This is a genomic window from Parvibaculum sp. (genome assembly GCF_002684405.1).
In the GTDB taxonomy this organism is placed as follows: domain Bacteria; phylum Pseudomonadota; class Alphaproteobacteria; order Parvibaculales; family Parvibaculaceae; genus Parvibaculum.
This window is the reverse complement of the sequence record NZ_NYVD01000001.1, coordinates 1-20,873: the sequence shown is the minus strand read 5'-3', so window position 1 is coordinate 20,873 and position 20,873 is coordinate 1. Positions and strand designations below refer to the sequence as shown.

The 20,873-nt window shown below is 61.5% G+C and carries 23 protein-coding genes; 22 read left to right on the top strand and 1 reads right to left on the bottom strand.

All coding sequences use genetic code 11. The features are described 5' to 3' along the window. The first annotated feature begins 364 nt into the window (after window positions 1-364). The 21 genes from CMI59_RS00115 to CMI59_RS00015 all read left to right on the top strand — a co-directional run bounded on the left by CMI59_RS00115 (window position 365) and on the right by CMI59_RS00015 (window position 19,811). Window positions 365-1,255, top strand: a complete 891-nt coding sequence (locus CMI59_RS00115) for a hypothetical protein (protein ID WP_293323055.1) — start codon at window positions 365-367, stop codon at window positions 1,253-1,255. Then, on the top strand, window positions 1,252-4,167 hold the full coding sequence (locus tag CMI59_RS00110; RefSeq protein WP_293323053.1) for a DUF1156 domain-containing protein: 2,916 nt from the start codon (window positions 1,252-1,254) through the stop codon (window positions 4,165-4,167). Before CMI59_RS00115 ends, CMI59_RS00110 begins: the two co-directional genes overlap by 4 nt. A gap of 11 nt (window positions 4,168-4,178) precedes the next feature. Beyond that, window positions 4,179-7,475 (top strand): DUF499 domain-containing protein, encoded by a 3,297-nt coding sequence (locus CMI59_RS00105; protein ID WP_293323051.1) that lies wholly within the window; start codon window positions 4,179-4,181, stop codon window positions 7,473-7,475. 232 nt (window positions 7,476-7,707) lie between these two features. Continuing rightward, a complete protein-coding gene (locus CMI59_RS00100; protein ID WP_293323049.1) occupies window positions 7,708-9,003 on the top strand; it encodes a hypothetical protein in 1,296 nt (431 codons plus the stop codon). A gap of 430 nt (window positions 9,004-9,433) precedes the next feature. Beyond that, window positions 9,434-9,772, top strand: coding sequence for a hypothetical protein (locus CMI59_RS00095; RefSeq protein WP_293323047.1), 339 nt, complete (start codon window positions 9,434-9,436; stop codon window positions 9,770-9,772). Between the two features lie 262 nt (window positions 9,773-10,034). Further along, the gene (locus CMI59_RS00090; protein WP_363102350.1) at window positions 10,035-11,387 is read left to right on the top strand and encodes a multicopper oxidase family protein; all 1,353 of its coding nucleotides are present in this window, start codon (window positions 10,035-10,037) and stop codon (window positions 11,385-11,387) included. Further along, the gene (locus CMI59_RS00085) at window positions 11,384-12,088 is read left to right on the top strand and encodes a c-type cytochrome (RefSeq protein WP_293323043.1); all 705 of its coding nucleotides are present in this window, start codon (window positions 11,384-11,386) and stop codon (window positions 12,086-12,088) included. Before CMI59_RS00090 ends, CMI59_RS00085 begins: the two co-directional genes overlap by 4 nt. Before the next feature lie 2 nt (window positions 12,089-12,090). Then, on the top strand, window positions 12,091-13,041 hold the full coding sequence (locus CMI59_RS00080) for a hypothetical protein (protein ID WP_293323041.1): 951 nt from the start codon (window positions 12,091-12,093) through the stop codon (window positions 13,039-13,041). A gap of 11 nt (window positions 13,042-13,052) precedes the next feature. Further along, window positions 13,053-13,541, top strand: a complete 489-nt coding sequence (locus CMI59_RS00075; protein ID WP_293323039.1) for a DUF411 domain-containing protein — start codon at window positions 13,053-13,055, stop codon at window positions 13,539-13,541. Window positions 13,542-13,545: 4 nt separating this feature from the next. Then, a complete protein-coding gene (locus CMI59_RS00070) occupies window positions 13,546-13,680 on the top strand; it encodes a hypothetical protein (RefSeq protein WP_293323037.1) in 135 nt (44 codons plus the stop codon). A gap of 11 nt (window positions 13,681-13,691) precedes the next feature. Further along, window positions 13,692-14,162 (top strand): cytochrome c, encoded by a 471-nt coding sequence (locus CMI59_RS00065; protein ID WP_293323081.1) that lies wholly within the window; start codon window positions 13,692-13,694, stop codon window positions 14,160-14,162. Then, window positions 14,159-14,764: a DsbE family thiol:disulfide interchange protein gene (locus CMI59_RS00060; RefSeq protein ID WP_293323035.1), complete on the top strand. Its 606-nt coding sequence runs from the start codon at window positions 14,159-14,161 to the stop codon at window positions 14,762-14,764. Before CMI59_RS00065 ends, CMI59_RS00060 begins: the two co-directional genes overlap by 4 nt. After that, complete coding sequence (locus CMI59_RS00055; protein WP_293323033.1) at window positions 14,761-15,369, top strand: redoxin family protein; 609 nt, start codon at window positions 14,761-14,763, stop codon at window positions 15,367-15,369. Before CMI59_RS00060 ends, CMI59_RS00055 begins: the two co-directional genes overlap by 4 nt. A gap of 13 nt (window positions 15,370-15,382) precedes the next feature. Then, a complete protein-coding gene (locus CMI59_RS00050) occupies window positions 15,383-15,808 on the top strand; it encodes a hypothetical protein (protein WP_293323032.1) in 426 nt (141 codons plus the stop codon). After that, window positions 15,801-16,082: a hypothetical protein gene (locus CMI59_RS00045; protein WP_293323031.1), complete on the top strand. Its 282-nt coding sequence runs from the start codon at window positions 15,801-15,803 to the stop codon at window positions 16,080-16,082. The genes CMI59_RS00050 and CMI59_RS00045 overlap by 8 nt, the downstream gene beginning before the upstream one ends. 134 nt (window positions 16,083-16,216) lie before the next feature. After that, entirely contained in the window at window positions 16,217-16,858 is a 642-nt protein-coding gene (locus tag CMI59_RS00040; protein WP_293323030.1) for an SCO family protein, read from the top strand. Next, entirely contained in the window at window positions 16,858-17,307 is a 450-nt protein-coding gene (locus CMI59_RS00035) for a copper chaperone PCu(A)C (RefSeq protein WP_293323029.1), read from the top strand. The genes CMI59_RS00040 and CMI59_RS00035 overlap by 1 nt, the downstream gene beginning before the upstream one ends. Further along, the gene (locus CMI59_RS00030) at window positions 17,304-17,930 is read left to right on the top strand and encodes a hypothetical protein (protein WP_293323028.1); all 627 of its coding nucleotides are present in this window, start codon (window positions 17,304-17,306) and stop codon (window positions 17,928-17,930) included. Before CMI59_RS00035 ends, CMI59_RS00030 begins: the two co-directional genes overlap by 4 nt. A 16-nt stretch (window positions 17,931-17,946) precedes the next feature. Continuing rightward, on the top strand, window positions 17,947-18,750 hold the full coding sequence (locus CMI59_RS00025; protein ID WP_293323027.1) for a DsbA family protein: 804 nt from the start codon (window positions 17,947-17,949) through the stop codon (window positions 18,748-18,750). A 30-nt stretch (window positions 18,751-18,780) separates the two neighbouring features. Next, window positions 18,781-19,521 (top strand): cytochrome c biogenesis protein CcdA, encoded by a 741-nt coding sequence (locus tag CMI59_RS00020; RefSeq protein ID WP_293323026.1) that lies wholly within the window; start codon window positions 18,781-18,783, stop codon window positions 19,519-19,521. Window positions 19,522-19,550: 29 nt separating this feature from the next. Beyond that, window positions 19,551-19,811, top strand: a complete 261-nt coding sequence (locus tag CMI59_RS00015) for a hypothetical protein (RefSeq protein WP_293323025.1) — start codon at window positions 19,551-19,553, stop codon at window positions 19,809-19,811. 158 nt (window positions 19,812-19,969) lie between these two features. On the opposite strand, the gene CMI59_RS00010 is transcribed toward CMI59_RS00015, so the two are convergent. After that, entirely contained in the window at window positions 19,970-20,392 is a 423-nt protein-coding gene (locus tag CMI59_RS00010; protein WP_293323024.1) for a helix-turn-helix domain-containing protein, read from the bottom strand. 69 nt (window positions 20,393-20,461) lie between these two features. Between CMI59_RS00010 and CMI59_RS00005 the strand changes: the two genes are divergently transcribed. Further along, a partial coding sequence (locus CMI59_RS00005) for a cation transporter (RefSeq protein ID WP_293323023.1) occupies window positions 20,462-20,873 on the top strand: 412 nt, incomplete at its 3' end.

The following is a 20,873-nucleotide window of genomic DNA, read 5'->3' as shown; positions in this document are numbered from 1 at the left end:
CCACATGGCTCGTTGGGGTGCCGTTTCCAGACGGGTCCTTCGAGCGTTTAACGGGCACAGCAACCTCCCCGTCCACGAATTGGCGAAGGCCAAGGTGGAGCGGCCCCACGGTCGTACACGACCGCTACCTAAAGCATCGGGCACCGTGAATTTCAGTGCCTGGCGTCTCGCGCACGCAGTCAAGAAGGCTGATTGCTTGCGGTGGCCAGCCGCGCCAATCCGGTGGGTAGGGGCTACCGGGTTTCTTCTCGAAAACGGCCACCTGTTCGATTGGAGCGCGAGCGAGTGGTGCCTGAACGAGGGCATGTCAAATTTCTATGCTGACTTCGCCGGCACTGGCATAGCAGGTCGGATTGGACAAGGTATGGCTCTACTCCTCCTGGAGGACAACGGCTATGCCTATGTCGGTCGCTTTGAAACCGAATGGAAAAAACGCGCCGCCACGCAAAATAAGCAATGGCCAGCAGACAAAACGAAGGCACCAGACTTCATCGCTGAAAACGCGCTACAGGAATGGGTGCTCGCCGAGTCCAAGGGTGGGTTCACGACTCCTGGACGGAAGCCGCCCATCAAAGGGGCTCTAAGGGAAGGACTGACCCAGCTCGACGGTTGGGATAAGCATATTAACCCCCAGCCAATCAAGAGCTTTGCGATTGGCACCTTCCTACGGGAAACCGGAGATACTTCCGGCGAGACATCGCTCATAGCTTTCGTCGACCCTGAACCGGAGGTCCCTGAAAATCCTGTCGAATTCCCCCGCGACACGGTTCGCAGGGCCAATTATGCCTCGTGGCTATCGCTGATGGGATTGGACAACGCGGCTGCTCGGCTTCGGGAAGGCGACGGGGAGCCGCGGCGATACGAGTTTCCTCTACTTTCCGTGGGTGGACACCAATATGCCGTCAGCATCGCATCCGTGGCGCCGAGGTATCCCGACCTGTCTAGCCGCGAATTCTGGGATGAATTCCGAGACTGGCGGTTTTGGCCTTTCCCCTGGTTCCGGAATGGCATCGACATCGAACTTGTCGGCCTTGATCTGAAAGTCCTACGCGCCCTGAGTTCGACGGCACAAACGGTTGGTGCTTCAGAGTTGATGGCGTTGGAGCCGTCGGAGCGGCGAGACACGCCCGCCGATCTGGATGGCGGGACATTTTACGGCAGTGTTTTTTCTGACGGTTCCTTGATGGGCGAGCTAAGGCTTCGGCGTCCGGGCGAGCCGTTTCCTGATTTCGAATGGATCGAGGTGGAACTGTGACAACTTACAAAAAGAAACTCATCGAAGTCGCCATTCCGCTCGAAGCGATCAATGCGGCCTCTGCGCGCGAGAAGTCGATCAGGCACGGCCATCCATCAACGCTGCATCTGTGGTGGGCGCGACGGCCGTTGGCAGCGTGTCGAGCTGTTCTTTTCGCCCAACTCGTCGACGATCCTTCCTCTCACGTCGAAGAACTGCTCGCCGACTCGAAACTCCGTGCTCAGGCGGAAGCGGAACTACCGGAACGTTTCGCTGCTTGGGAGAAGAGCAAGGCTTCGGCGCAGGGGACGGCGGCGGTTACACCGGAGCCGACGATAGAGGACGTGACGGTCGAGATCGAGCGCAAGCGGCTCTTCGCTATCATCGAGGACCTGGTGAAGTGGGAGAACTCGACCAACGAGGAGGTGCTGGAACGCGCGCGGGCCGAGATCCGGCGCAGCTGCGGCGGCGAGCTGCCCCCGGTCTATGACCCGTTCTCGGGCGGCGGGTCTATCCCGCTCGAGGCGCAGCGGCTGGGATTGCCCGCCTATGGGTCCGACCTGAACCCCGTGGCAGTGATGATCGGCAAGGCGATGATCGAGATCCCGCCGAAGTTCAGGGACATGCCCCCCATCCACCCCGGCATCAAGGAGCGGTCGTTCTACCGCAACGCCGAGGGGCTGGCCGAGGACGTGAAATACTACGGCGAATGGATGCGGGAGAAGGCGTGGGAGCGCATCGGGCATCTCTACCCGCAGGTGGACCTGCCGAAGGAGTACGGCGGCGGCAAGGGCGCTGTGATTGCGTGGTTTTGGGCACGTACGGTGCCGAGCCCCGATCCGGCATTCTCAGACGTTCAGGTCCCTATCGCATCAAGTTTTCTCTTGAGCTCAAAGGCGGGTAAAGAGGCTTGGATCGAGCCGATAGTGGATCGGCAAGCGAAGAGCATTTCCTATCGTATCCGTGAGCGCGGGAGCAAAGCCGAAATCGCAAAGGCTAAGGATGGGACAAAGGCAGGTCGCGGCGCCAATTTCCGCTGCCTTATCTCCGACACGGCGATTACTCCTGACTACGTCAAGAACATGGGGAAATCCGGCAAGATGAGCACGGTGCTCATCGGGATCGCGGCTGAAGGCAAGGGGCGGCGTATCTACGTGGCCCCAAATGCAGAACACGTAAGCCGAGCTCGCTCAGAGAGCCCGAATTGGAAACCGGATACCAGCTTGCCCAACGATCCACGGAATTTTTGGACAGTTGACTATGGTTTGACCCGCTTCGGAGACCTTTTCACAGACAGGCAGCTGGTTACGTTGAATGTGTTCTGCGATCTTCTGAAGGAAGTTCGTGAGCGGATCGTGGCGGACGCGTTGAATTCAGGTCGCGCAGTAGATGATTCCCCGCTTCATCAAGGCGGTAGCGGAGCAAGAGCATATGCAGAAGCTGTCAGTGTCTACTTAGCTTTCGCAATTGATCGGAGCGCAGATGCGTGGAGTGCGCAAGTAAGCTGGCGAAATTCCGTTGAGGCCTCAAGAAGCACCTTCTCGAGACAGGCTTTGCCTATGGTCTGGGACTTTGTTGAGCTCAATCCATTCAGCAACAGTAACGGAAACTGGACAAACGCATCCGTAGAGTGGGTCTACAAGTCCCTTGGTGCGTTTTGCCCTGCTGCACGAGGTCAAGTTTCCCAAGGGGATGCACAGAGTGTTCGGTATCCGGGTCCATCAGTCGTCTCCAGCGATCCCCCTTACTACGACAATATCACGTACGCTGACCTTTCCGACTTCTTCTTTGTTTGGCTTCGTCGAAACACGCGGGAGATTTTTCCCGAGATTACCGGGACTCTTGCGGTGCCAAAGAATGAGGAACTCATTGCCGCGCCTTATCGGCATGGCGGGAGCGAAAAGGCAGAAGGATTCTTTCTGTCCGGCATGAAGCTTGCCGTGGAGAACATGGTCGAGCAGAGCTCACCGCAGTTTCCTACTGCAATATACTATGCGTTCAAGCAGAGCGAAATTGAAGACCAGGGCATTGTCTCGACTGGCTGGGCAACTTTCATTCAAGCAGTTATTGAGTCCGGCTATGAGATCAATGCTACTTGGCCAATGCGAACGGAGAAACCTGGTCGCATGATCGCCGTTGGCACGAACGCACTTGCAAACTCTGTTGTTCTATCTTGCCGTGTGCGGTCGAGCGTCGCCGACACCATCACCCGCGCCGAGTTCATTCGCGCCTTAAAGCGCGAACTGCCCGCGGCCATCGCCGAGCTTCAGGCTGCGAACATTGCTCCGGCCGACATGCCGCAATCGGCCATCGGCCCCGGCATGGGCGTCTTCTCGCGCTACACTGCTGTACTCGAGGCCGACGACAGCCCGATGACGGTCAAGACCGCACTGCAGCTGATCAATGCCGAGCTCGACGATTATCTCGGCGGCATACAGGGCGAGTTTGACGCCGACACCCGTTTTGCCATCACCTGGTTTGAGCAGAACGGGGTGGGTAAGGGCGACTACGGCATAGCGGATAACCTCGCCCGCGCCCGCGGAATTTCGGTGGAGAGTGTGAAGCACGCCGGGATCGTGGAAAGCGCCGCCGGCAAGGTTCGTATACTTACGCGCGACGAGTTGAACAACGATTGGCACCCGGAAGACGACCGTCACCTGACAGTGTGGGAGTGTCTCCAGCATCTGGTCCGACAGCATGAGCGGGATGGGATTTCGCACGATACCGCCGTGCTGTTAAGGAGGATCAATACGAAGGCCGAGGCCGTGAAGGATCTCGCCTACTGCCTCTACGACATTAGCGCCAACAAGCGGAAGGATGCGAAGGAGGCCACGGCCTACAACGCATTGATCGCCGACTGGACAGAACTGACACGGCAAGCTGCGGCAATCCACGACACAAGCGGCGATCGCCAGATTCAGCTGAATATCTAAGGGGACGAAACGTGGCCAAGAGTACACGTCAACACGTATTTGAAGGAATGGAGCTGCTGCCGGCGGCGCTCATTCCCTTCGTCGAAAAGAGGCTTGAGAGCTCGCTCAAGGGGCACTGGCAGGTTCAGATTCTCGAAAAACTACAGAACCTTCGCCCCAACAGCGACGGCACCGTTAGTTGGGATCAGGCAGCGCTCTTCAACACGATGGACCGCTTCTGGCCCGAGGCGTTCAAGGCGGTCCTTGGCCGCGCCGAACGGTCGATCGTCAACGAGTTGCTCGATGTCCGCCACAAGCTCTCGCACAATGAGAACTTCACCTATGACGACGCCGAACGCGCGCTCGACTCCATGCGGCGGCTGATGGAAGCGATCAGTGCCGGCGAGACAGCCGAACAGCTTTCCAAGATGCGGGATACAATCCTGCGTACGAAATTCTCCGAGCTTCAGCGCAACGAGGAGCGCCGAAAAACCCAGCGCTTGGAAATCTCTGTCGAGACCGTCGCGGGCCTGCTCCCTTGGCGCGAGGTAGTTGAGCCCCACCAGGATGTCGCCACCGGTGAGTTCCAGCAGGCCGAGTTCGCAGCCGATCTGGCCAAGGTGCATTCGGGAAGTGCGCCGGCCGAGTATCGCGAACCCAAGCAGTTTTTCAGCCGAACCTATCTGACGGATGGCCTCAGCGCGCTCTTGATCGGGGCAGCGAAGCGGCTCTCCGGCAGCGGCGGCGATCCGGTGGTCGAGCTGCAAACCAATTTCGGTGGCGGCAAGACGCACTCGATGCTCGCCCTCTATCACATGGCGGGTGGTACACTGGCTCAGGACCTGTCGGGACTGGATCAGTTGATCGAGAAGCATGGCTTGAGTGTGCCCGCAAGTATCAATCGCGCAGTGCTGGTAGGCACATCGCGGGGGCCACAGGACGTGCTCAATGCGGAGGGTGGCCGCAAGATCCGTACGACCTGGGGCGAGTTGGCGTGGCAGCTTGGCGGGGCCGAAGCGTTCGACATGATCGCCGAGAACGATGCCAGCGGAATCGCACCCGGCTCCGAGGTACTTGAGGCGATTTTCAAGAAGTGCGCGCCCTGCCTCATCCTGATCGACGAATGGGTCGCCTATCTGCGGCAGATCTATAAGGTCGAGGGGCTGCCTTCGGGCTCGTTCGATGCGAACCTCTCGTTCGTCCAGTCGCTCACCGAAGCTGTTAAGGCCAGCCCGCGGACACTGCTGGTCGCCTCCCTGCCGGCGTCTCAGATCGAGGTCGGCGGCGAAGGTGGTCAGGAAGCGCTGGCCCGTCTCAAGCAGACCTTCAGCCGGGTCGAATCCTCGTGGCGCCCGGCGAGCCAGGAGGAGAGCTATGAGATTGTCCGGCGGCGGCTGTTCAAGGAAATCCCTGGCGACAAGTTCCATCACCGCGATAACACACTGAAGCAGTTCGCGAAGCTTTATCGGGAGAACGCCAACGACTTCCCACAGGGCTGCGCAGACGAGGACTATCGGCGCAAGCTGGAGAAGGCCTACCCAATCCATCCTGAGCTGTTCGACCAGCTCTACACGAGCTGGGGGTCGCTCGAAAAATTCCAGCGCACACGCGGTGTGCTGCGGCTGATGGCACAGGCCATCCACGAACTTTGGATGAACGGCGATCCCTCTGTGATGATTATGCCCGGCAGCGTCGCAGTTAGCTCGCCGCGCGTCGAGCCGGAGTTGCTGCACTATCTCGACGTGAGTTGGCAGTCGATCATAGCCGGTGATGTCGATGGCACGACGTCCACGCCCTACAAGATCGATCAGTCGGCGCCGAACCTGAACCGATACTCGGCGACCAGGCGGGTCGCCCGGACGATCTTCATGGGAACCGCGCCGACGCACCAGCAGCAGAACACCGGTCTGGACGACAAGCAGATCAATCTTGGAGTCGTGCAGCCCGGAGAGCGCCCGGCGATCTTCGGCGATGCGCTCCGGCGGCTGACCAACCAGGCCAAGTTCATGCACGCCGATCTTGGCCGCTACTGGTACTCCATGTCGGCCAGCCTCAACCGTATTGCCGCGGATAAGGCGGCGCAGATCGAGGCGGCGTTGGTCGACGTGACGATCGACGCGGAACTCGGCAAATATTTGAATGGCCTCGCGGATCGTGGGCATTTCGACGCCCGGCAGGTCGCGCCAGCCTCATCGGCCGAGGTGCCCGATGAAGCCGGCGGCGTGCGGGCCGTGGTACTGGGGGTCGCGCATCCGCACAACGGGCGCGACACCTCGGAAGCGCTTATCGAGGCGAAGGACATCCTGATGCAGCGCGGCAGCACGCCGCGCGTGTATCGGAATACGCTGGTGTTCATCGCTGCGGATGCCCGCCAGCTCGACAACCTGAAAGACGCCGTGCGCGCCTCTCTGGCGTGGGGCGAGATCGTTCGCGATACCGATCGGCTCAACCTCACCCAGAGCGACAGCGCGCTCGCCAAGGCCAAACTGGCCGAAGCGAACGAGACGATTAAGACGCGTCTCAAGGAGGCGTGGTGCTATCTGCACTATCCGGCGCAGGAGAGTGCCCAGGCCGATGTCGAGTGGGTGTCGGGTAAAATTCCGGCGCAGGACGGGCTGCTGGCGCGCGCGAGCAAGAAGCTCGTGGCCGAGGAAGGCTTGCTCACCGAACTGGGGCCATCGCGCCTCGATCGCGACCTCCAGAAATACATCTGGAACGGCAAGCCGCACCTGTCGCTGAAGGATCTGCGGGAATATCTTAACCGCCACATCTATCTGCCGCGGCTGAAGAACCAGGACGTCTTGATCAAGGCCGTGCAGGCAGCCATCAGCGGCATGCTGCCCGGACCCTTCGCCTATGCCGAGCGATGGGACGAGAAGACGGTCTCCTATCTGGGGCTCGCAATCGAACGAGCCAGCAATGCGATCGTGGTCATCGACAGCGACAGCGTCATCGTGAAACCTGACGTTGCCGAAGCGCACAGGCCGCCCGCTGCGCAGCCTGGCCCGACCGGTGGTCCAGAGGCGCCTGGCGAGAAACCGCCGGAGACCGGAGAGCAGCCCGCGGGCGGGATCCCAGCCTCGCCTCCTTCGGAAAAGATGCCGACCCGGTTTGCCGGGACTGTCATGATCTCGTCAGAGCGGCCGGCAAGGGACATCCATCAGATCGTCGAGGCGATCGTTGAGCAACTCACGACGCTGCCGGGCAGCCAGGTGAAGCTCAGGCTGGAGATCGAGGCAGAAGTGCCGGACGGTCTCGAGCGCTCCAAGGTACGAACGCTGGTCGAGAACGCTAATACGCTCGGCTTCATCGAGAAATCGATCGAATAAGTGGTTGATTGGAAGAGCCTGTCAGGCTCTTCCACAATGGATGGTAGCCACTGTCCCGAGCTGGGTACTGTAATTTCTAAAGCAAAATCTTTGTCTTCTTAAGCCGGTATACCAGTACTCTACCGGTGGGCTAAAACCTGACGCTACATGAAGCTATGAAGTTGAAATGCCAAGACGAGATATTTCGCGAGAAGAGCTATTTGCGCTCGTTTGGGAGAAACCAACTCAGGAGGTGGCAAAGGAACTCGGCGTGTCGGACGTGGCGATCGCCAAGTTGTGCGCGCGGCTTCAGGTTCCGAAACCGCCGCGCGGGTACTGGGCTCGCGTGAGATCAGGGCAGACGCCAAGGCGCCCGCCGTTGGCTGCCTTCCGAGAAGAGGTTGATCGCAGGCGACGTGAAACCGTGCGAGCCAAATCCGCGGGGTTGCTGTCGAAGCTACAGCAACAATTCTACCAAGCTGCGCTGTCGGATCTTAAACGCCAAGGCATTGGGATCGATCAGGCCGAATTGCGGGCGGGGCGATTGCCCGATCTCGATGCGGACATTGCTTCTCAAATCCTGCTTCTTATTCAGGGTCGAGGACATGACTGGGTCAAGGACGGGGCGGTGGAGACGCGATGGAACCACTCCGTACAGGCGAGTGCATCGAAGGTCGTCGAGAAGCTCATGCCGATGGCGCGCCCGCAACTGTTGATGTTCGAGAGCGAAGGAAATCGAAACTGGTACAGGGCGAGCGGTCCAGCGGTGCTGGTGCGCTTGACGGTGCCGCTACAGGAACGGATTGCGTCGCTTGTTCGCCTGGTCCGCGAACATGAATTGCGTCACGTCGTCATGCCTTTGATGGCATGCGATCATGCCTGGTCCGCTCATCACGTCCATGGCCCGGACACCTATCTTCTTTTGGAAAGCACGTTGTGTGTATCGAGAACCGAAATCTGGGTTGAAGCGATGCGCAAGGCCTGGCGCGAGGAAGATCCGCCGGAACGTGTGACGATCGGCAGACTGAACCTGCAGTCGATCATGCCGATCGATTACATGCCAGTCCGGGAAGTGTCGTTGTCTCCGGCAATTTCAAGAGCCGCAATCAGGCCGTATCGCGAGCGTCTTCAAGCCCTTCTGGAACTCGATCGCGTTCACGAAATGATTTCTCATTCGGCCTATGGAATGGAGCGGAATGTTCCTGATCAGACACTCGCACTGGCAGACAGAATATGGTTCGGCCAGGGCAATCCGTTTCGAGCGGCACGCAAAGCGTGGGAACATTTGCAGGACGAGTTGGAGCGATGGGAGAGCGAACTCGAAGCCGAGCGATCCGCACTGGCTCAGTCGATTCTGGGCGTCGAGTTCGGAGATATCGTGGTCGCTGAAAATCGTGGCCGCTTCCTGCGTTTGTCCGTGAGTGACGTCAGCCTTCACGCGAGCGATAAGGGGGCCACTTTCATCCTCAATGGTACGCGGTTCCGCAAAGACGGGACTCTGGGCAAGCAGCACGAAACACTTGCGCTCCATTTCGAAGGGGACTTCTGACCGATGTTCAGCAAAAGACGCTATCGTGCACAACTGGGCGTGCGTCCATACTAGACATGTACATGTAACGAATGTCGGTATCGGTGGTTGCGAGCCCCCGCAACCAATCGATACGAAAAACCCCAGTTAACTCAACGAGTTGCTGGGGTTTTGTTTTGTCGAGGCAAGCGACCAAAGTATTAATTCAATAAAATCAATACCTTAGTATGCAGGTTCAAATCACCCCGCAACCAAATTGCGAAATAGGATGTGAAGGAGACACGGATCAGGCTGAGTGCATGGTTCCTTGGATGAAAGCGAACAGCTGAATTAAGGATGCGAATCCAACGAAACGATAGCCTTAGTCTTCCTGATCGCCGATCGGACCCGCGTCGCGACTGCGACAGAACGGATATCGACAGCACAGTGGCTTCGAGGTATTCAATGTGAGATGACAAGGTACGTCCGCACTTTCATGATCCTGATGCTTGCCGCATTCGCGGCGGGAACGGTCGTGCATGCGGTGAATGCCGCCACCATGAGCGCGATGATGACGCTTGCCGCGATCGATGGCGCGGACATGGGCGACTGCCAAGACTGCGCGGACGGTACCGGCGATATGCCTTCGTGCGACAATGCTTGCGTATCGCCGATCCTGGCTGTTGTGCCGTCGGACGAGCCAAGCCTGCCCGGGGCTGAGACGACCACCGAGAGCCTGGTTCTCCAAAGCGTAGTCGGGCGCACCGGACCGCCGGACCCTTATCCTCCCCGATCCATCATCCTGAGCTGACGCCGCCCGGAGTTCCTCCGGTTCGCGGCGCCTGAAATCATGCGCGGTCACACTGGCCACCCATGATCCCGCTTCGTTTCGCGCAAGTAGCGCGCTGCGGGCATGAGCGCCCTCTTAGGATGGTTGGAACATCATGGTCTTGTATCTGCCGGCGCCGACACGTCGGGCCTTTCTCACATCCGCCGCGGCTCTTGCGGCCAGTACGGTGCTTCCGGTTTCGGGACTCCGGAACGCTCGGGCCGCTTCTGTCAAGGAGTTCCGGTTGAGGGCGGCACTGGGACGGACGCACCTCGTTCCGGGGCCTTACGGAGAAACGCCGGTCTGGGCCTACAACGGGACCGTGCCCGGCCCGGAAGTCCGTGTCCGCCAAGGCGACCGCCTGCGCGTCATTGTCGAGAACGCCCTCGATGAGGAAACCACCGTTCACTGGCACGGCGTGCGCACGCCGAACGCCATGGACGGCGTGCCGCATCTGACCCAAGAGCCGATCGCTCCCGGTGAGACCTTCACCTACGAGTTCGACGCCGTCGATGCCGGCACCTTCTGGTATCACCCGCACCAGAACAGCACGGTGCAGGTGGGGCGCGGTCTCTATGGCCCCCTGATTATCGAGGAAGCCGAGCCAGTTCGCGTCGATCGCGAGCTGACCTGGATTCTGGACGACTGGCGGCTGACCAAATCCGCGGTGATCAGCGACGATTTCGGCAACCGGCATGACTTGATGCACAACGGCCGCATCGGCAACACGGTCACCATCAATGGCCGGGTCCCGGAGAGCATTGCGGTACGCGCGGGCGAACGGGTCCGGCTGCGCCTGATCAACGCCGCCAATGCCCGCATCTTCGCGCTGGATTTTGCCGATCTCGAGCCGATCGTGATCGCTCTCGACGGGCAACCCGTGACGGCCCACGCGCCGGCGAACGGGCTCGTCGTGCTCGGTCCGGCCATGCGGATGGACCTGATCCTCGACATGACCGGCCGGCCGGGCAGCCGGACCACTGTGGTGGATCGGTTCTACCAGGGGCTGGAGTACCGGTTGCTCGATCTCGCCCATGCGGAAGCAGTCCTGAGGGGGGGTCCTCCGGACTGGCCTGTGGAGCTGCCGGCCAATCCGCTTGCCGAGCCGGACCTGCGCGACGCGATCCGCCACGAGGTCACATTCAACGGCGGCATGATGGGCCAGATGGTCATGGCCGAAATGGGCGGCAGCATGGGGGACGGAGCGTCCGGCGGCATGATGGGCAACATGATGAACATGATGCATGGCGAGGGCATCTGGTTCATCAACGGCAAGGCCGCCACCGGCCATGTCATGGATCCGCTGCTGACGCTCCCGCACGGCCGCACCTGCGTCCTGACAATGACCAACGCGACGGCCTGGCATCACCCCATCCACCTGCACGGACATTCCTTCCGCGTCCTGTCGCGGGACGGCCAGCCAACGGCGCACCGCGAGTGGCAGGACACGGTGTTGATGGCGCCGCGCGAGAAGGTCGAGATCGCCTTCGTCGCCGACAATCCGGGCGACTGGATGTTCCACTGTCACATCCTCGAGCACCAGGCCGCCGGGATGATGGGGGTGATCCGCGTTTCCGGGAAGGATGAGCGAATATGAGCCGGATAGCCCTTGCCGCATTGGCCGGCCTTTCGGTCAGCTCGGCCGCACTCGCAGACGGGGACGCGCGGCGCGGCGCGCAGGTCTATCGCGCCTGCGTCGCGTGCCATGCCCTTGAGCCCGGGCTGCATCTGAGCGGTCCGAGCCTCGACGGCTTCATGGGGCGCATGGCGGGCACGGCGGAGGGGTTCGTGCGCTATTCGACGGGACTGCGGGACGCAGGCTTCTCCTGGAATGCGGCCGCGCTCGACGGTTGGCTGAAAGACCCGGCGGGCATGATCCCCGACACCTACATGACATTCCGCGGAATCGACGACCCTCAGACGCGCGCCGACCTCGTCGCCTTCCTCGAAATCGCCGGCCAGCCCGGCGGCGGCAGGAAAGCCGTTGACGACGGTCTCATCCCGGCAGGCTGGCTGCGGGCCGGAGCGCCGGAGCCGATCGGCGATCCACCGCCTGAAATGCGTGTCACGGCAATCCGCCATTGCGGTGACAGCTATTTCATCACCACCGGCGACGGCCGGGAAACCCCGTACTGGGAGAAGAACATCCGGCTCAAGATCGACAGCGTCGAATCCGGCCCGCCGGCCGGCGTCGCCGCGATCCTTGGAGCCGGCATGGGCGGTGACCGCTTCTCGGTGATTTTCTCCAGCCTCACCGATCTCGAACATCTCGTCACCGAACGCTGTGAGGCGCGCTGAACATGAAAGACACCAACATGATAACGACGCCCAGACACTCCACTCGTTTTTCCAGACGCGTCTTCCTTGGTGCGATGGTGGCGGGCGCCGGACTGATCGGCCTGCCGTCCAGCCTTCGCGCCGCACCCGGGGCAAGCGGTCCCGCTATCGCCTTCGATGGCGATGCCTTGATCCTGGCCGAAGGCACCCTTTCCCGCAGCAATGGCGCCGGCGGCTGGTTAGAATTGTCCGGTCCGGCGGCAGGCGGCATCCTCTCGCTCGCGACGCATCCGGGCCGGCCGGGCCGGATTGCGGCGGGTCTGGCGGGCGGCGGCGTCGCCGTCTCTGAAGATGGCGGAAAGAACTGGGAGGCGAGAAGCCAAGGCTTGCCCGCCGCCCCGGCAACAGCAGTGACCGTGGCAGCGGCTGAGCCGGATACAATCTATGCCGCCATTCGCGGCGACGGCCTATGGAAAAGCGGGGATGCCGGTCGATCATGGGTCCTCGCGATGGATCGGCCGTGGCTCGCAGACGCCGAGCGTGATCTGACGGCATTGGCCTCGGTCGATCTGGCAACCGGCATGGGCGGCATCTGGATCTATGCCGGGACCGAACTGGGTCTCACCCGCGTACCGGATTGCTTCTGCCGCTGGCAGGACGTGCAGCCGGGCGATGCGATGGACGCGCTTGTCTCGGGGAAACCGGCTCCGACGGAGGCGCCCCTTCCCGAAGGCGAGACGATCAACGCCTTGGTCAGTGCGGCTTCATTGCCTGCTCGGCTTTACGCCGCGCTGCCTTCGGGCATCTGGGAATCGCAGGATGCTGGCGTCGTGTGGTCGCAGAAGTCGAACACGCGCGCGCTGGCCGTCGCTGTTCACCCCACCAATGCCGATCATGTCGTCGCCATCACTGGTGGCGGCCTCGTTGAGAGCCGCGACGGCGGCGCGAACTGGACCGCGCTCGCGCGCGCATAACGGAGAATGTCATGAACAGGAAAACAATTGCTGTAGCCGTCGTCGCCGTGGTTGCCGTTGGCGGCATCGCATACTGGTCACTGGGCTCGCCCAACGCGCTTCTGCAAGGAACATCCGTCGCGGCAGCCTCGGACAACAAGGCGATCACCATCTGGCGCGATCCGGGCTGCGGGTGCTGCGATGCCTACGCCGACTATCTGGAAGGCAATGGCTACGAGGTGACGCGCGTCGATGACCCCAACTTCGATCAGCGCTCGATAGAGGCAGGGGTTCCGCGTCAGGGGATTGGGTGCCACCTGGCCGAGATCGACGGTTATGTCGTCAGCGGCCTCGTGCCGGTCGAGATCATCGAGCGGCTTGTCGCCGAGCGGCCTGACATCACAGGGATCACGCTGCCCGGCATGCCGGCCAACGCGCCCGGCATGGCGCGTGAAAAGACCGGCACGCTGAAGACCTTCGCCTTCGGCGAGGACGGCGTCACCGTCTACTCCGAGGAATGATCCCATGGACGGAACGATGATGGACGGGTCCATGATGATGTTGATGATGGCTGGAGTTGTTCTAGGGGCGCTCCTGTTCCTCGCTGTCCTGATCTTCGGCCTCTTCGCGCTGGTGAAATACCTGCGGGGGTCGCAATGAGGCACAACGTGATCCTCGTTTCCGCTGTCGCCGTTGCGAGCCTGGCGGCCATCGCCTCGTTTGCGCAAGTGCAGGGTGGCGATGTGCAAGCGGCGGACGTGACGTTCCTTGGCCAGCCGGTGACGGGTGAACAGATCGCCCTCGGCCAAAATATCTATGCGCAAAACTGTGCCTCCTGCCATGGCGCAAACCTTGAGGGTCAACCGGACTGGAAACGCCGGCTGGAGAACGGCCGCATGCCGGCACCGCCGCACGATGAAAGCGGTCACACCTGGCACCACTCGGATCAGGACCTATTCGCCATCACCAAGCTCGGCGTCGGCGGTGTCGTCCCGGGCTATGAGAGCGACATGCTCGCCTTCGGGGAAATCCTGAGCGACGAGGAGATTGCCGCCGTGCTCGCCTTTATCAAGAGCACCTGGCCCGAACGCCAGCGGGAGGTCCAGGCTCGAATAACGGCCAAGGAAGGGGATGGCACATGAACAGGGTTGATGAATATCTCACGGCCCCAATGCGCCGCCGCAATGTCCTGGCCTTCCTGCCGCTTGCTGTAGCGGCCATGCTCGCCGTGGTGCTGGCCTCGGGATTGACCCGCGATCCGAGCACGCTTCCGTCCACGTTGATCGGCAAGCCAGTGCCCAAGTTCGCGCTACCGCCGGTCAAGGGCCGGACGCTCGGACTGTCGAGCACTAATCTCAAGGACGAAGTCTCGCTGGTCAATGTTTTCGCGTCGTGGTGCGTTGCCTGCCGGGCGGAGCATCCCCTGTTCATGAAGCTTGCGGCGCAAGGCACCGTGCCGCTGCACGGCCTCAACTACAAGGATCAGCCGGACGATGCGGCGAAATGGCTGGACGGCCTTGGCGATCCCTACACGCGCACCGGGGCCGACATCACCGGACGCGTGGCCATCGATTGGGGTGTCTACGGCGTGCCCGAGACATTCGTCATCGGCGCGGACGGACGTGTTGCTTACAAGCATATCGGCCCGGTGAGCGAAGAGGCGCTCACCGGCACCATCTTGCCGCTCGTGGATGAACTGCGCCGTCAGGCGGAAAGCGATAACGCCCCGGGAGACGGCCAATGAGGATCCTCCTGCAGGGACAGCGCACGATCGCATTTCTGGCGGCAGGCACGCTCGCGCTGGCCGCGATCGCGATCGTTAGCGTGATTTATTTCAGCGGAGACACACCAGTGCGTGCGCCTCAAGGCGGAGGACAGGCTGAGACGGCCTCGTCGCGGTCCTTCGTGATGCACGAGGCGCCGCGGCCGCTCCCCGAAATCACGTTTGAGGACGGGAACGGTGAGGCTCTTACGCTTACCCGTTTGAGGGGCAAGACCGTGTTGCTCAACATCTGGGCGACGTGGTGCGTGCCCTGCCGCGAGGAAATGCCGACGCTGGACGCGCTTGAGGCGGAACTTGGCGGTCCCGGTTTCGAGGTCGTGGCTCTTTCGGTCGACCGGGCCGGGCCGGAAGTGGTTCGCAAGTTCTATGCCGAGATCGGCATCGAGCACCTTGGCCTCTACATCGACGCCTCCATGCGGGCCTCGTTCGACCTCCAGGCGCCGGGACTGCCGACGACGCTTCTCATCGACAGCGAGGGCCGCGAATTGGGACGACTTGTTGGTCCGGCCGAGTGGGACACGCCCGAGATGATCGCATTTCTCAAAAACCATCTGACGTCAAACTGAGAAGGAAGCCGCCATGGCCGATACACAACAGTCACAATCTCAAGACGGCTCGCTCGGTCGCGACCTGCTCTATGCCCTTCGCTATTACCTCGGCGGCCGACGCGGTCTGCTCGTGCTCGCCGGACTGGCGATCGCGGCGGGCCTGGCGTTGAACTGGAGCTGGTTGGCCGCTGCCGGCATCGCGCCGATCCTGATCAGCGTGTTGCCCTGCCTCGCCATGTGCGCGCTCGGTCTGTGCATGAGCCGATCAGGCGGCAAGTCCTGCTCGACCGCTGCGAGCAACTCCGACCCGGCGGAGATCGAGGACGCAGGGCCAGTCACGCAGGCCGTTGCTCTCGACACATCGCCTGACCGCGCGGCTCCCATGAGTTGCGACGCCGCCCTTCTTGCAAGCCCCGAACCGCAACACTTCAGGGAAAGGAGACCGACCGATGCGTAAATCGATCAAAGCGCTTGCTATTACTTCCACCGTTATCGCGGGCCTCGCGGTTGCACCCGCGCTCTACGCCCATGACTCAGAGGAGTCCGGCGACGCAATGATGGGCCAAGGCAGCATGATGGGAATGATGAACATGATGGGGCAGATGAGCGAGATGATGGAGGGCTGCAACAGGATGATGCAGTCCATGAGCCATGACGGCTCCGGACGGCCCAACGAGCAGTGGCGCGAGAAATCACCCGACAACAACGGCGCCCCAGGGACGAACGGTTAAGCCGCCCAATCCCGGCCTGCCCTCCATCCCGGAGGGCGGGCCGGGCACAGGCTGGCATCGCGACGTACCCAGACAATCGAGGGGCCGTATCGCGATGGGCCATGCTTGGGCAGGGCCTTTCGAGGATGACTGATATGGCATCAACCAAAACAACGCAGCTCAGGCGCATACGCTTCAGCCTATGGATCCTGGTGGCCGCTGCTGTGCTGGCGCTTGGTGGCGCTTACTTCGTCCGGACGATCGGCGTCCGCGAGCCGCCGCCGGTCACCGTCGGCGAAGCCGCAATTCGCTCGGAGTTTTCGTTGATTGACCACAACGGAAATCGCGTAACCGAGGCCGACTTCCTCGGGCGCTGGCAACTCGTGTTCTTCGGATTCACCCATTGCCCGGACGTCTGCCCGACCACGCTCGCCTATATAGCAAATGTGCTGGATCGGCTTAGCGGAGAGGTCGAGCGCGTCGCACCGATCTTCATCACCGTCGATCCATCCCGCGATACGCCGGAGGTGATGGCGGAATATGTCCAAGCCTTCCACCCGAAACTGACAGGCCTCACCGGCTCGGAAGCCGAGGTCGCCGCGGCGGCCCAATCCTTCCGCGTCTACTACGAGAAGATGGAAGAGGAAACGGCGCCGGACGGATACCTGATGGCGCACGCTGGGCACATCTACCTGATGACACCCGAAGGCCGCTTTGAGGATGTCTTCCGCGAAGGCGAACAGTCCGCGGAAGAGATGGCCACCGATGTCCTCGCAAGAATGAACGGGAAACAATGATGAGAAAACTGATTGCAATAGTGGTGGCGGTCTGGGCGATTGCATCGCCGGCACTCGCTGAGGAGAGTATCCGCGTCTTCGATACGTGGGCGCGCGCGACCATCCTCGCGTCCCGTCCCGGCGCGGCCTATCTCACGATCGAGAGTGCCGCGGAAGATCGGCTCCTCGGTGTGACCACGCCTGTCGCCGGCCACGTCATGATTCACGCAGTCGAAAAGGACGGCGACGTAAGCCGCATGAAGCACATCGAAACGCTTGAGTTGCCGGCGGGTGAGCGCGTCACGCTCGCACCCGGCGGCATGCACCTGATGCTGATGGCACTGCAAGACAAACTCAGCGAGGGCACGACTTTCCCTATGACGCTCAGCTTCGAGACCGCCGGAGAGGTCACCGTCGAGGTTTCGGTGCTCGGCATAGCGGCCCAGGGGCCAAGGGAGGCTGCTGAATGAAGCGCTTCCTGATCCCAGTCCTCCTGCTGATCGTCCATCCGGCATTCGCCCACCATCCCGGTGAGCGCATTGACGAGGTGATGACCGAACAGGAGCCGGCCTTCGAGGTGACGGATCGCCCTTCCACGCCCGAACTCAGCCTCGAAGAACCGGGCGGCAACGTCCTGCGCCTCGGTGATCTCCATGATCAGATCGTCGTGCTGAGCTTTGTGCCAACCGACTGTGGCGGTCCATGCGTCGAACAGCAGGCCGTTCTCGCAGGCGTGCAAGGACAGGTGAATGTTTCGCCCATGAAGGAAATGGTCACGTTCGTAACCGTTCATGACGCAGATGCCTCGATCGAGGCTCCGTGGGACGCGGCGAACTGGCGGCTCGCATCCCCATCGAACGACGAGACCACTGCCGCGACAGCGGATCGCTTTGCCTCGCTTAGCGGCCGCGGCCAGGAGTTGTCGATGGCGCATGTCATCGACCGCAACGGAAGGCATGCCGGAATTTTCCATGGTTCCGATTTCAGCAAGACAAATCTGACCCTCTACATCAACGGGCTCATCAACAACGCCCACGCGCGGAAACCGCCGATCGAGAAGACATGGTGGCAGCGGTTGACGGACTGGTTCTGATGGCGGGAGAAACACATTGACGCATCATTTGAGATTTGCCGGACGCCGCCTTGGCTTCCTTCTCCTGCCCTTGGTTCTCATCATTGCGGCAGGTGCCTGGTATCTACTCGATCCCGGGTTCCGGGCGGGCCAGCAACCCCCGACCGCGTCGGAGAACCTGCCTAAGGACGCGTTCGAACAGCGGGTGCGGGATTATCTCGTCGCCAACCCGGAAGTCCTCGTCGAGGCCATGCAGAACCTCGAACGCAAGCAACGGCAGGCGGAACAGACTGAAGCGCAGGCGGCCCTTGCCGCGCACAGTGACGAACTGCTCAACAGCCCCGAAAGCCCGGTCGGCGGCAATCCGCAAGGCGACGTGACCCTGGTCGAGTTCTTCGACTACAACTGCCCCTATTGCCGGCAGGTCGCGCCGGCGATGGTGGAAGCCGAAGACGGCGATCCCCGATTGCGGATCGTCTACAAGGAGTTTCCCATTCTGGGGCCGAATTCCGTGCTCGCGGCAAGGGCAGCGCTCGCCGCCCGCAGGCAGAACCTCTACCCGCAGTTCCACAAGGCGATGATGCAGGTGTCAGGTGCCGCCGACGAAGCGCAGGTCGTCGCTGTCGCCGAAGAGATCGGCCTCGATGTCGAACAACTCCGGATCGATATGCAAGACCCCGGGATCGACGCCGAGATCGAGCGCAATCTCGCTCTCGCCCGGGCGCTGCGGATCAACGGCACGCCGGGCTTCGTCATCGGAGACGAGATCCTGCGCGGCGCTACTGACTTGCAAACCATGCAGCGGCTGATCGACCAAGCCCGGAAAGATCAGAATCGATGAAGCCGGAGTTGCCTCTGAAAGTTTGCCCAAATGCCTGAGCTCTCCAACATCGGGATCCTCAGCGCCTTCCTGGCCGGCATTATCTCGTTCCTGTCGCCTTGCGTGCTGCCGCTGGTGCCAGGGTATGTTTCCTATGTCGCCGGCCGGTCGACCATTGCTTCGCCGTCCGGTGAGATCGTTGTCGCCCGAAGCACGACGCTCGGTCTCAGCCTCTGCTTCGTGCTCGGCTTCACCACGGTTTTCGTGATCCTCGGAGCCAGCGCCTCGGCGCTTGGACAGTTGCTGCTCAGCTACCGGTTCGAGTTGAACATCGTCGGGGGTGGAATCGTCACGCTGTTCGGGCTGTTCATGCTCGGAACAATCCGCCCGGCGTGGATGATGCGCGAGGCACGCTTCCACCTCGATCTGCCCGGCGGACGAACCGTCTCGGCCTATATCCTCGGCTTGGCCTTCGCCTTTGGCTGGACACCGTGCATCGGTCCGATCCTCGGTGCCATCCTGACGATCGGCGCCGCGTCGGCGACGCTCGCCGATGGTATTGCGCTACTGACGATCTATTCGCTCGGCCTTGGCGTGCCGTTCCTGCTTGCCGCAGTCTTCACGGACAGACTATCCGCCAAGCTGAAGACGTTTGGGCGCGTCGGACGCAGTCTCCGAGTGCTGGCCGGATTGGTCATGATCGCGATGGGCGTCGCCATGATGACCGGCTACCTCTCCACCTTTGCTTTCTGGCTGCTGGAGACGTTTCCGGTGTTGTCCACGATCGGCTGAGGCCGATAGCCCGCTGAGGAGAACGTGATTTGACCTTCCCGGCGCTGGAAGGCGCAGGCTTTGGCATCTCTAGGGAGGTAGCAGCGATGATCTCAAAAGCCGAAATATTGGAGCGGGATATCCTACGCGTATTCAAATGTGCCTGCCGGCAAAATCGACCGGACGTCGCCGAATTCATGCTCGCAGCACTGGAGAAACTGGATCGCGAGGGATCGGATTCCCCTCGGGAGCACGGTCCTTTGATCGACGCCTATCAGGAGATTGCACGGATCGGCACTTCGCAGCAGTAGCCGCGCGGTGTCGGCTGTTTCGATCCATTCGACGCCGAATTCACGCCGCGTGTGTTGAGGCCAGCAGAAGACTGCGGACCATCAGCTATGCCCGTGGCGGTAGTGCGGGCGGCGGCTGCGCAAAGGTTGATGATGAGGCCAGTGCGAATGCGAAGCGGTCACCGGCGGTGTTCCGTCCGGCATTGTCCGTGGTCGGCCAGCACCTCGATGATTCGGCAATCGCAGACGCGGCCGCGACCGCACTCGCTGATCATGCGCGCCAGTTCGGCCTTCAACGTGGTCAGGCTGGCGATCCGGCGGTCGATTTCGGCCAGGTGGCTGTTGGCGATGCTGTCGACCTTGTGGCACGAGGATTGAGGCTGCTCGGACATGGCTAGCAATTCCCGGATATCGTCGATCTCGAAACCCAACTCGCGGGAATGCCGGATGAAATTCAGCCGATCGACCTCGGCTTGTCCATAGAGGCGCCGGTTGCTGTCGGTGCGCGGTGCCGCGGGCAGCAACCCGATCTGCTCATAATACCGGATAGTCGGCACCTTGACTGCGGTGCGGCGCGAAAGCTCGCCAATCGAGAAAGCCATGGAATACCTCTTGATCCTCTAGTCGCTAGAGCATTTAGCATCGCGCGGTATCGAATGGAAGGACCGAGGATGGCAGAACCGATCAAGACAAAGTACCGCGTTGGAGGAATGGACTGCGCGGCTTGCGCGAGCAAGATCGAGACCGCGGTAAGCCGGATCCCTGGCGTTTCCGAAGTCGGCGCCAGCTATACTGCCGGCACGTTGAACGTGGTCCATGACGCGGTTCAGTTCAGCGCTATTCAAAACGTCGTCAAATCGCTGGGCTACAACATCTCGCCGGACAGTCCCGCACTACGGGCGGGCGATCAAACGCTGGACCAGATCGATCATGACTATGACCACGCCAACGGTCATCTCGATCCTGGCGACGGCCCTTGGTGGCGGACACGCAAGGCGATACTCACCCTGGCCTGCGGTGTTGCGCTGATCGTGGCCTATCTGGCCGGACGGATTGTGCCCGATGCCGGTCATTTCGCATTCA

What these genes read in the sequence shown, in the direction of transcription:
- CMI59_RS00115 (WP_293323055.1), top strand. Translation starts at nt 365, where the DNA reads ATGGCTCTACTCCTCCTGGAGGACAACGGCTATGCCTATGTCGGTCGC.
- CMI59_RS00095 (WP_293323047.1), top strand. Translation starts at nt 9,434, where the DNA reads ATGACAAGGTACGTCCGCACTTTCATGATCCTGATGCTTGCCGCATTC.
- CMI59_RS00085 (WP_293323043.1), top strand. Translation starts at nt 11,384, where the DNA reads ATGAGCCGGATAGCCCTTGCCGCATTGGCCGGCCTTTCGGTCAGCTCG.
- CMI59_RS00080 (WP_293323041.1), top strand. Translation starts at nt 12,091, where the DNA reads ATGAAAGACACCAACATGATAACGACGCCCAGACACTCCACTCGTTTT.
- CMI59_RS00075 (WP_293323039.1), top strand. Translation starts at nt 13,053, where the DNA reads ATGAACAGGAAAACAATTGCTGTAGCCGTCGTCGCCGTGGTTGCCGTT.
- CMI59_RS00070 (WP_293323037.1), top strand. Translation starts at nt 13,546, where the DNA reads ATGGACGGAACGATGATGGACGGGTCCATGATGATGTTGATGATGGCT.
- CMI59_RS00060 (WP_293323035.1), top strand. Translation starts at nt 14,159, where the DNA reads ATGAACAGGGTTGATGAATATCTCACGGCCCCAATGCGCCGCCGCAAT.
- CMI59_RS00055 (WP_293323033.1), top strand. Translation starts at nt 14,761, where the DNA reads ATGAGGATCCTCCTGCAGGGACAGCGCACGATCGCATTTCTGGCGGCA.
- CMI59_RS00050 (WP_293323032.1), top strand. Translation starts at nt 15,383, where the DNA reads ATGGCCGATACACAACAGTCACAATCTCAAGACGGCTCGCTCGGTCGC.
- CMI59_RS00045 (WP_293323031.1), top strand. Translation starts at nt 15,801, where the DNA reads ATGCGTAAATCGATCAAAGCGCTTGCTATTACTTCCACCGTTATCGCG.
- CMI59_RS00040 (WP_293323030.1), top strand. Translation starts at nt 16,217, where the DNA reads ATGGCATCAACCAAAACAACGCAGCTCAGGCGCATACGCTTCAGCCTA.
- CMI59_RS00035 (WP_293323029.1), top strand. Translation starts at nt 16,858, where the DNA reads ATGAGAAAACTGATTGCAATAGTGGTGGCGGTCTGGGCGATTGCATCG.
- CMI59_RS00030 (WP_293323028.1), top strand. Translation starts at nt 17,304, where the DNA reads ATGAAGCGCTTCCTGATCCCAGTCCTCCTGCTGATCGTCCATCCGGCA.
- CMI59_RS00020 (WP_293323026.1), top strand. Translation starts at nt 18,781, where the DNA reads ATGCCTGAGCTCTCCAACATCGGGATCCTCAGCGCCTTCCTGGCCGGC.
- CMI59_RS00010 (WP_293323024.1), bottom strand. Translation starts at nt 20,392, where the DNA reads ATGGCTTTCTCGATTGGCGAGCTTTCGCGCCGCACCGCAGTCAAGGTG.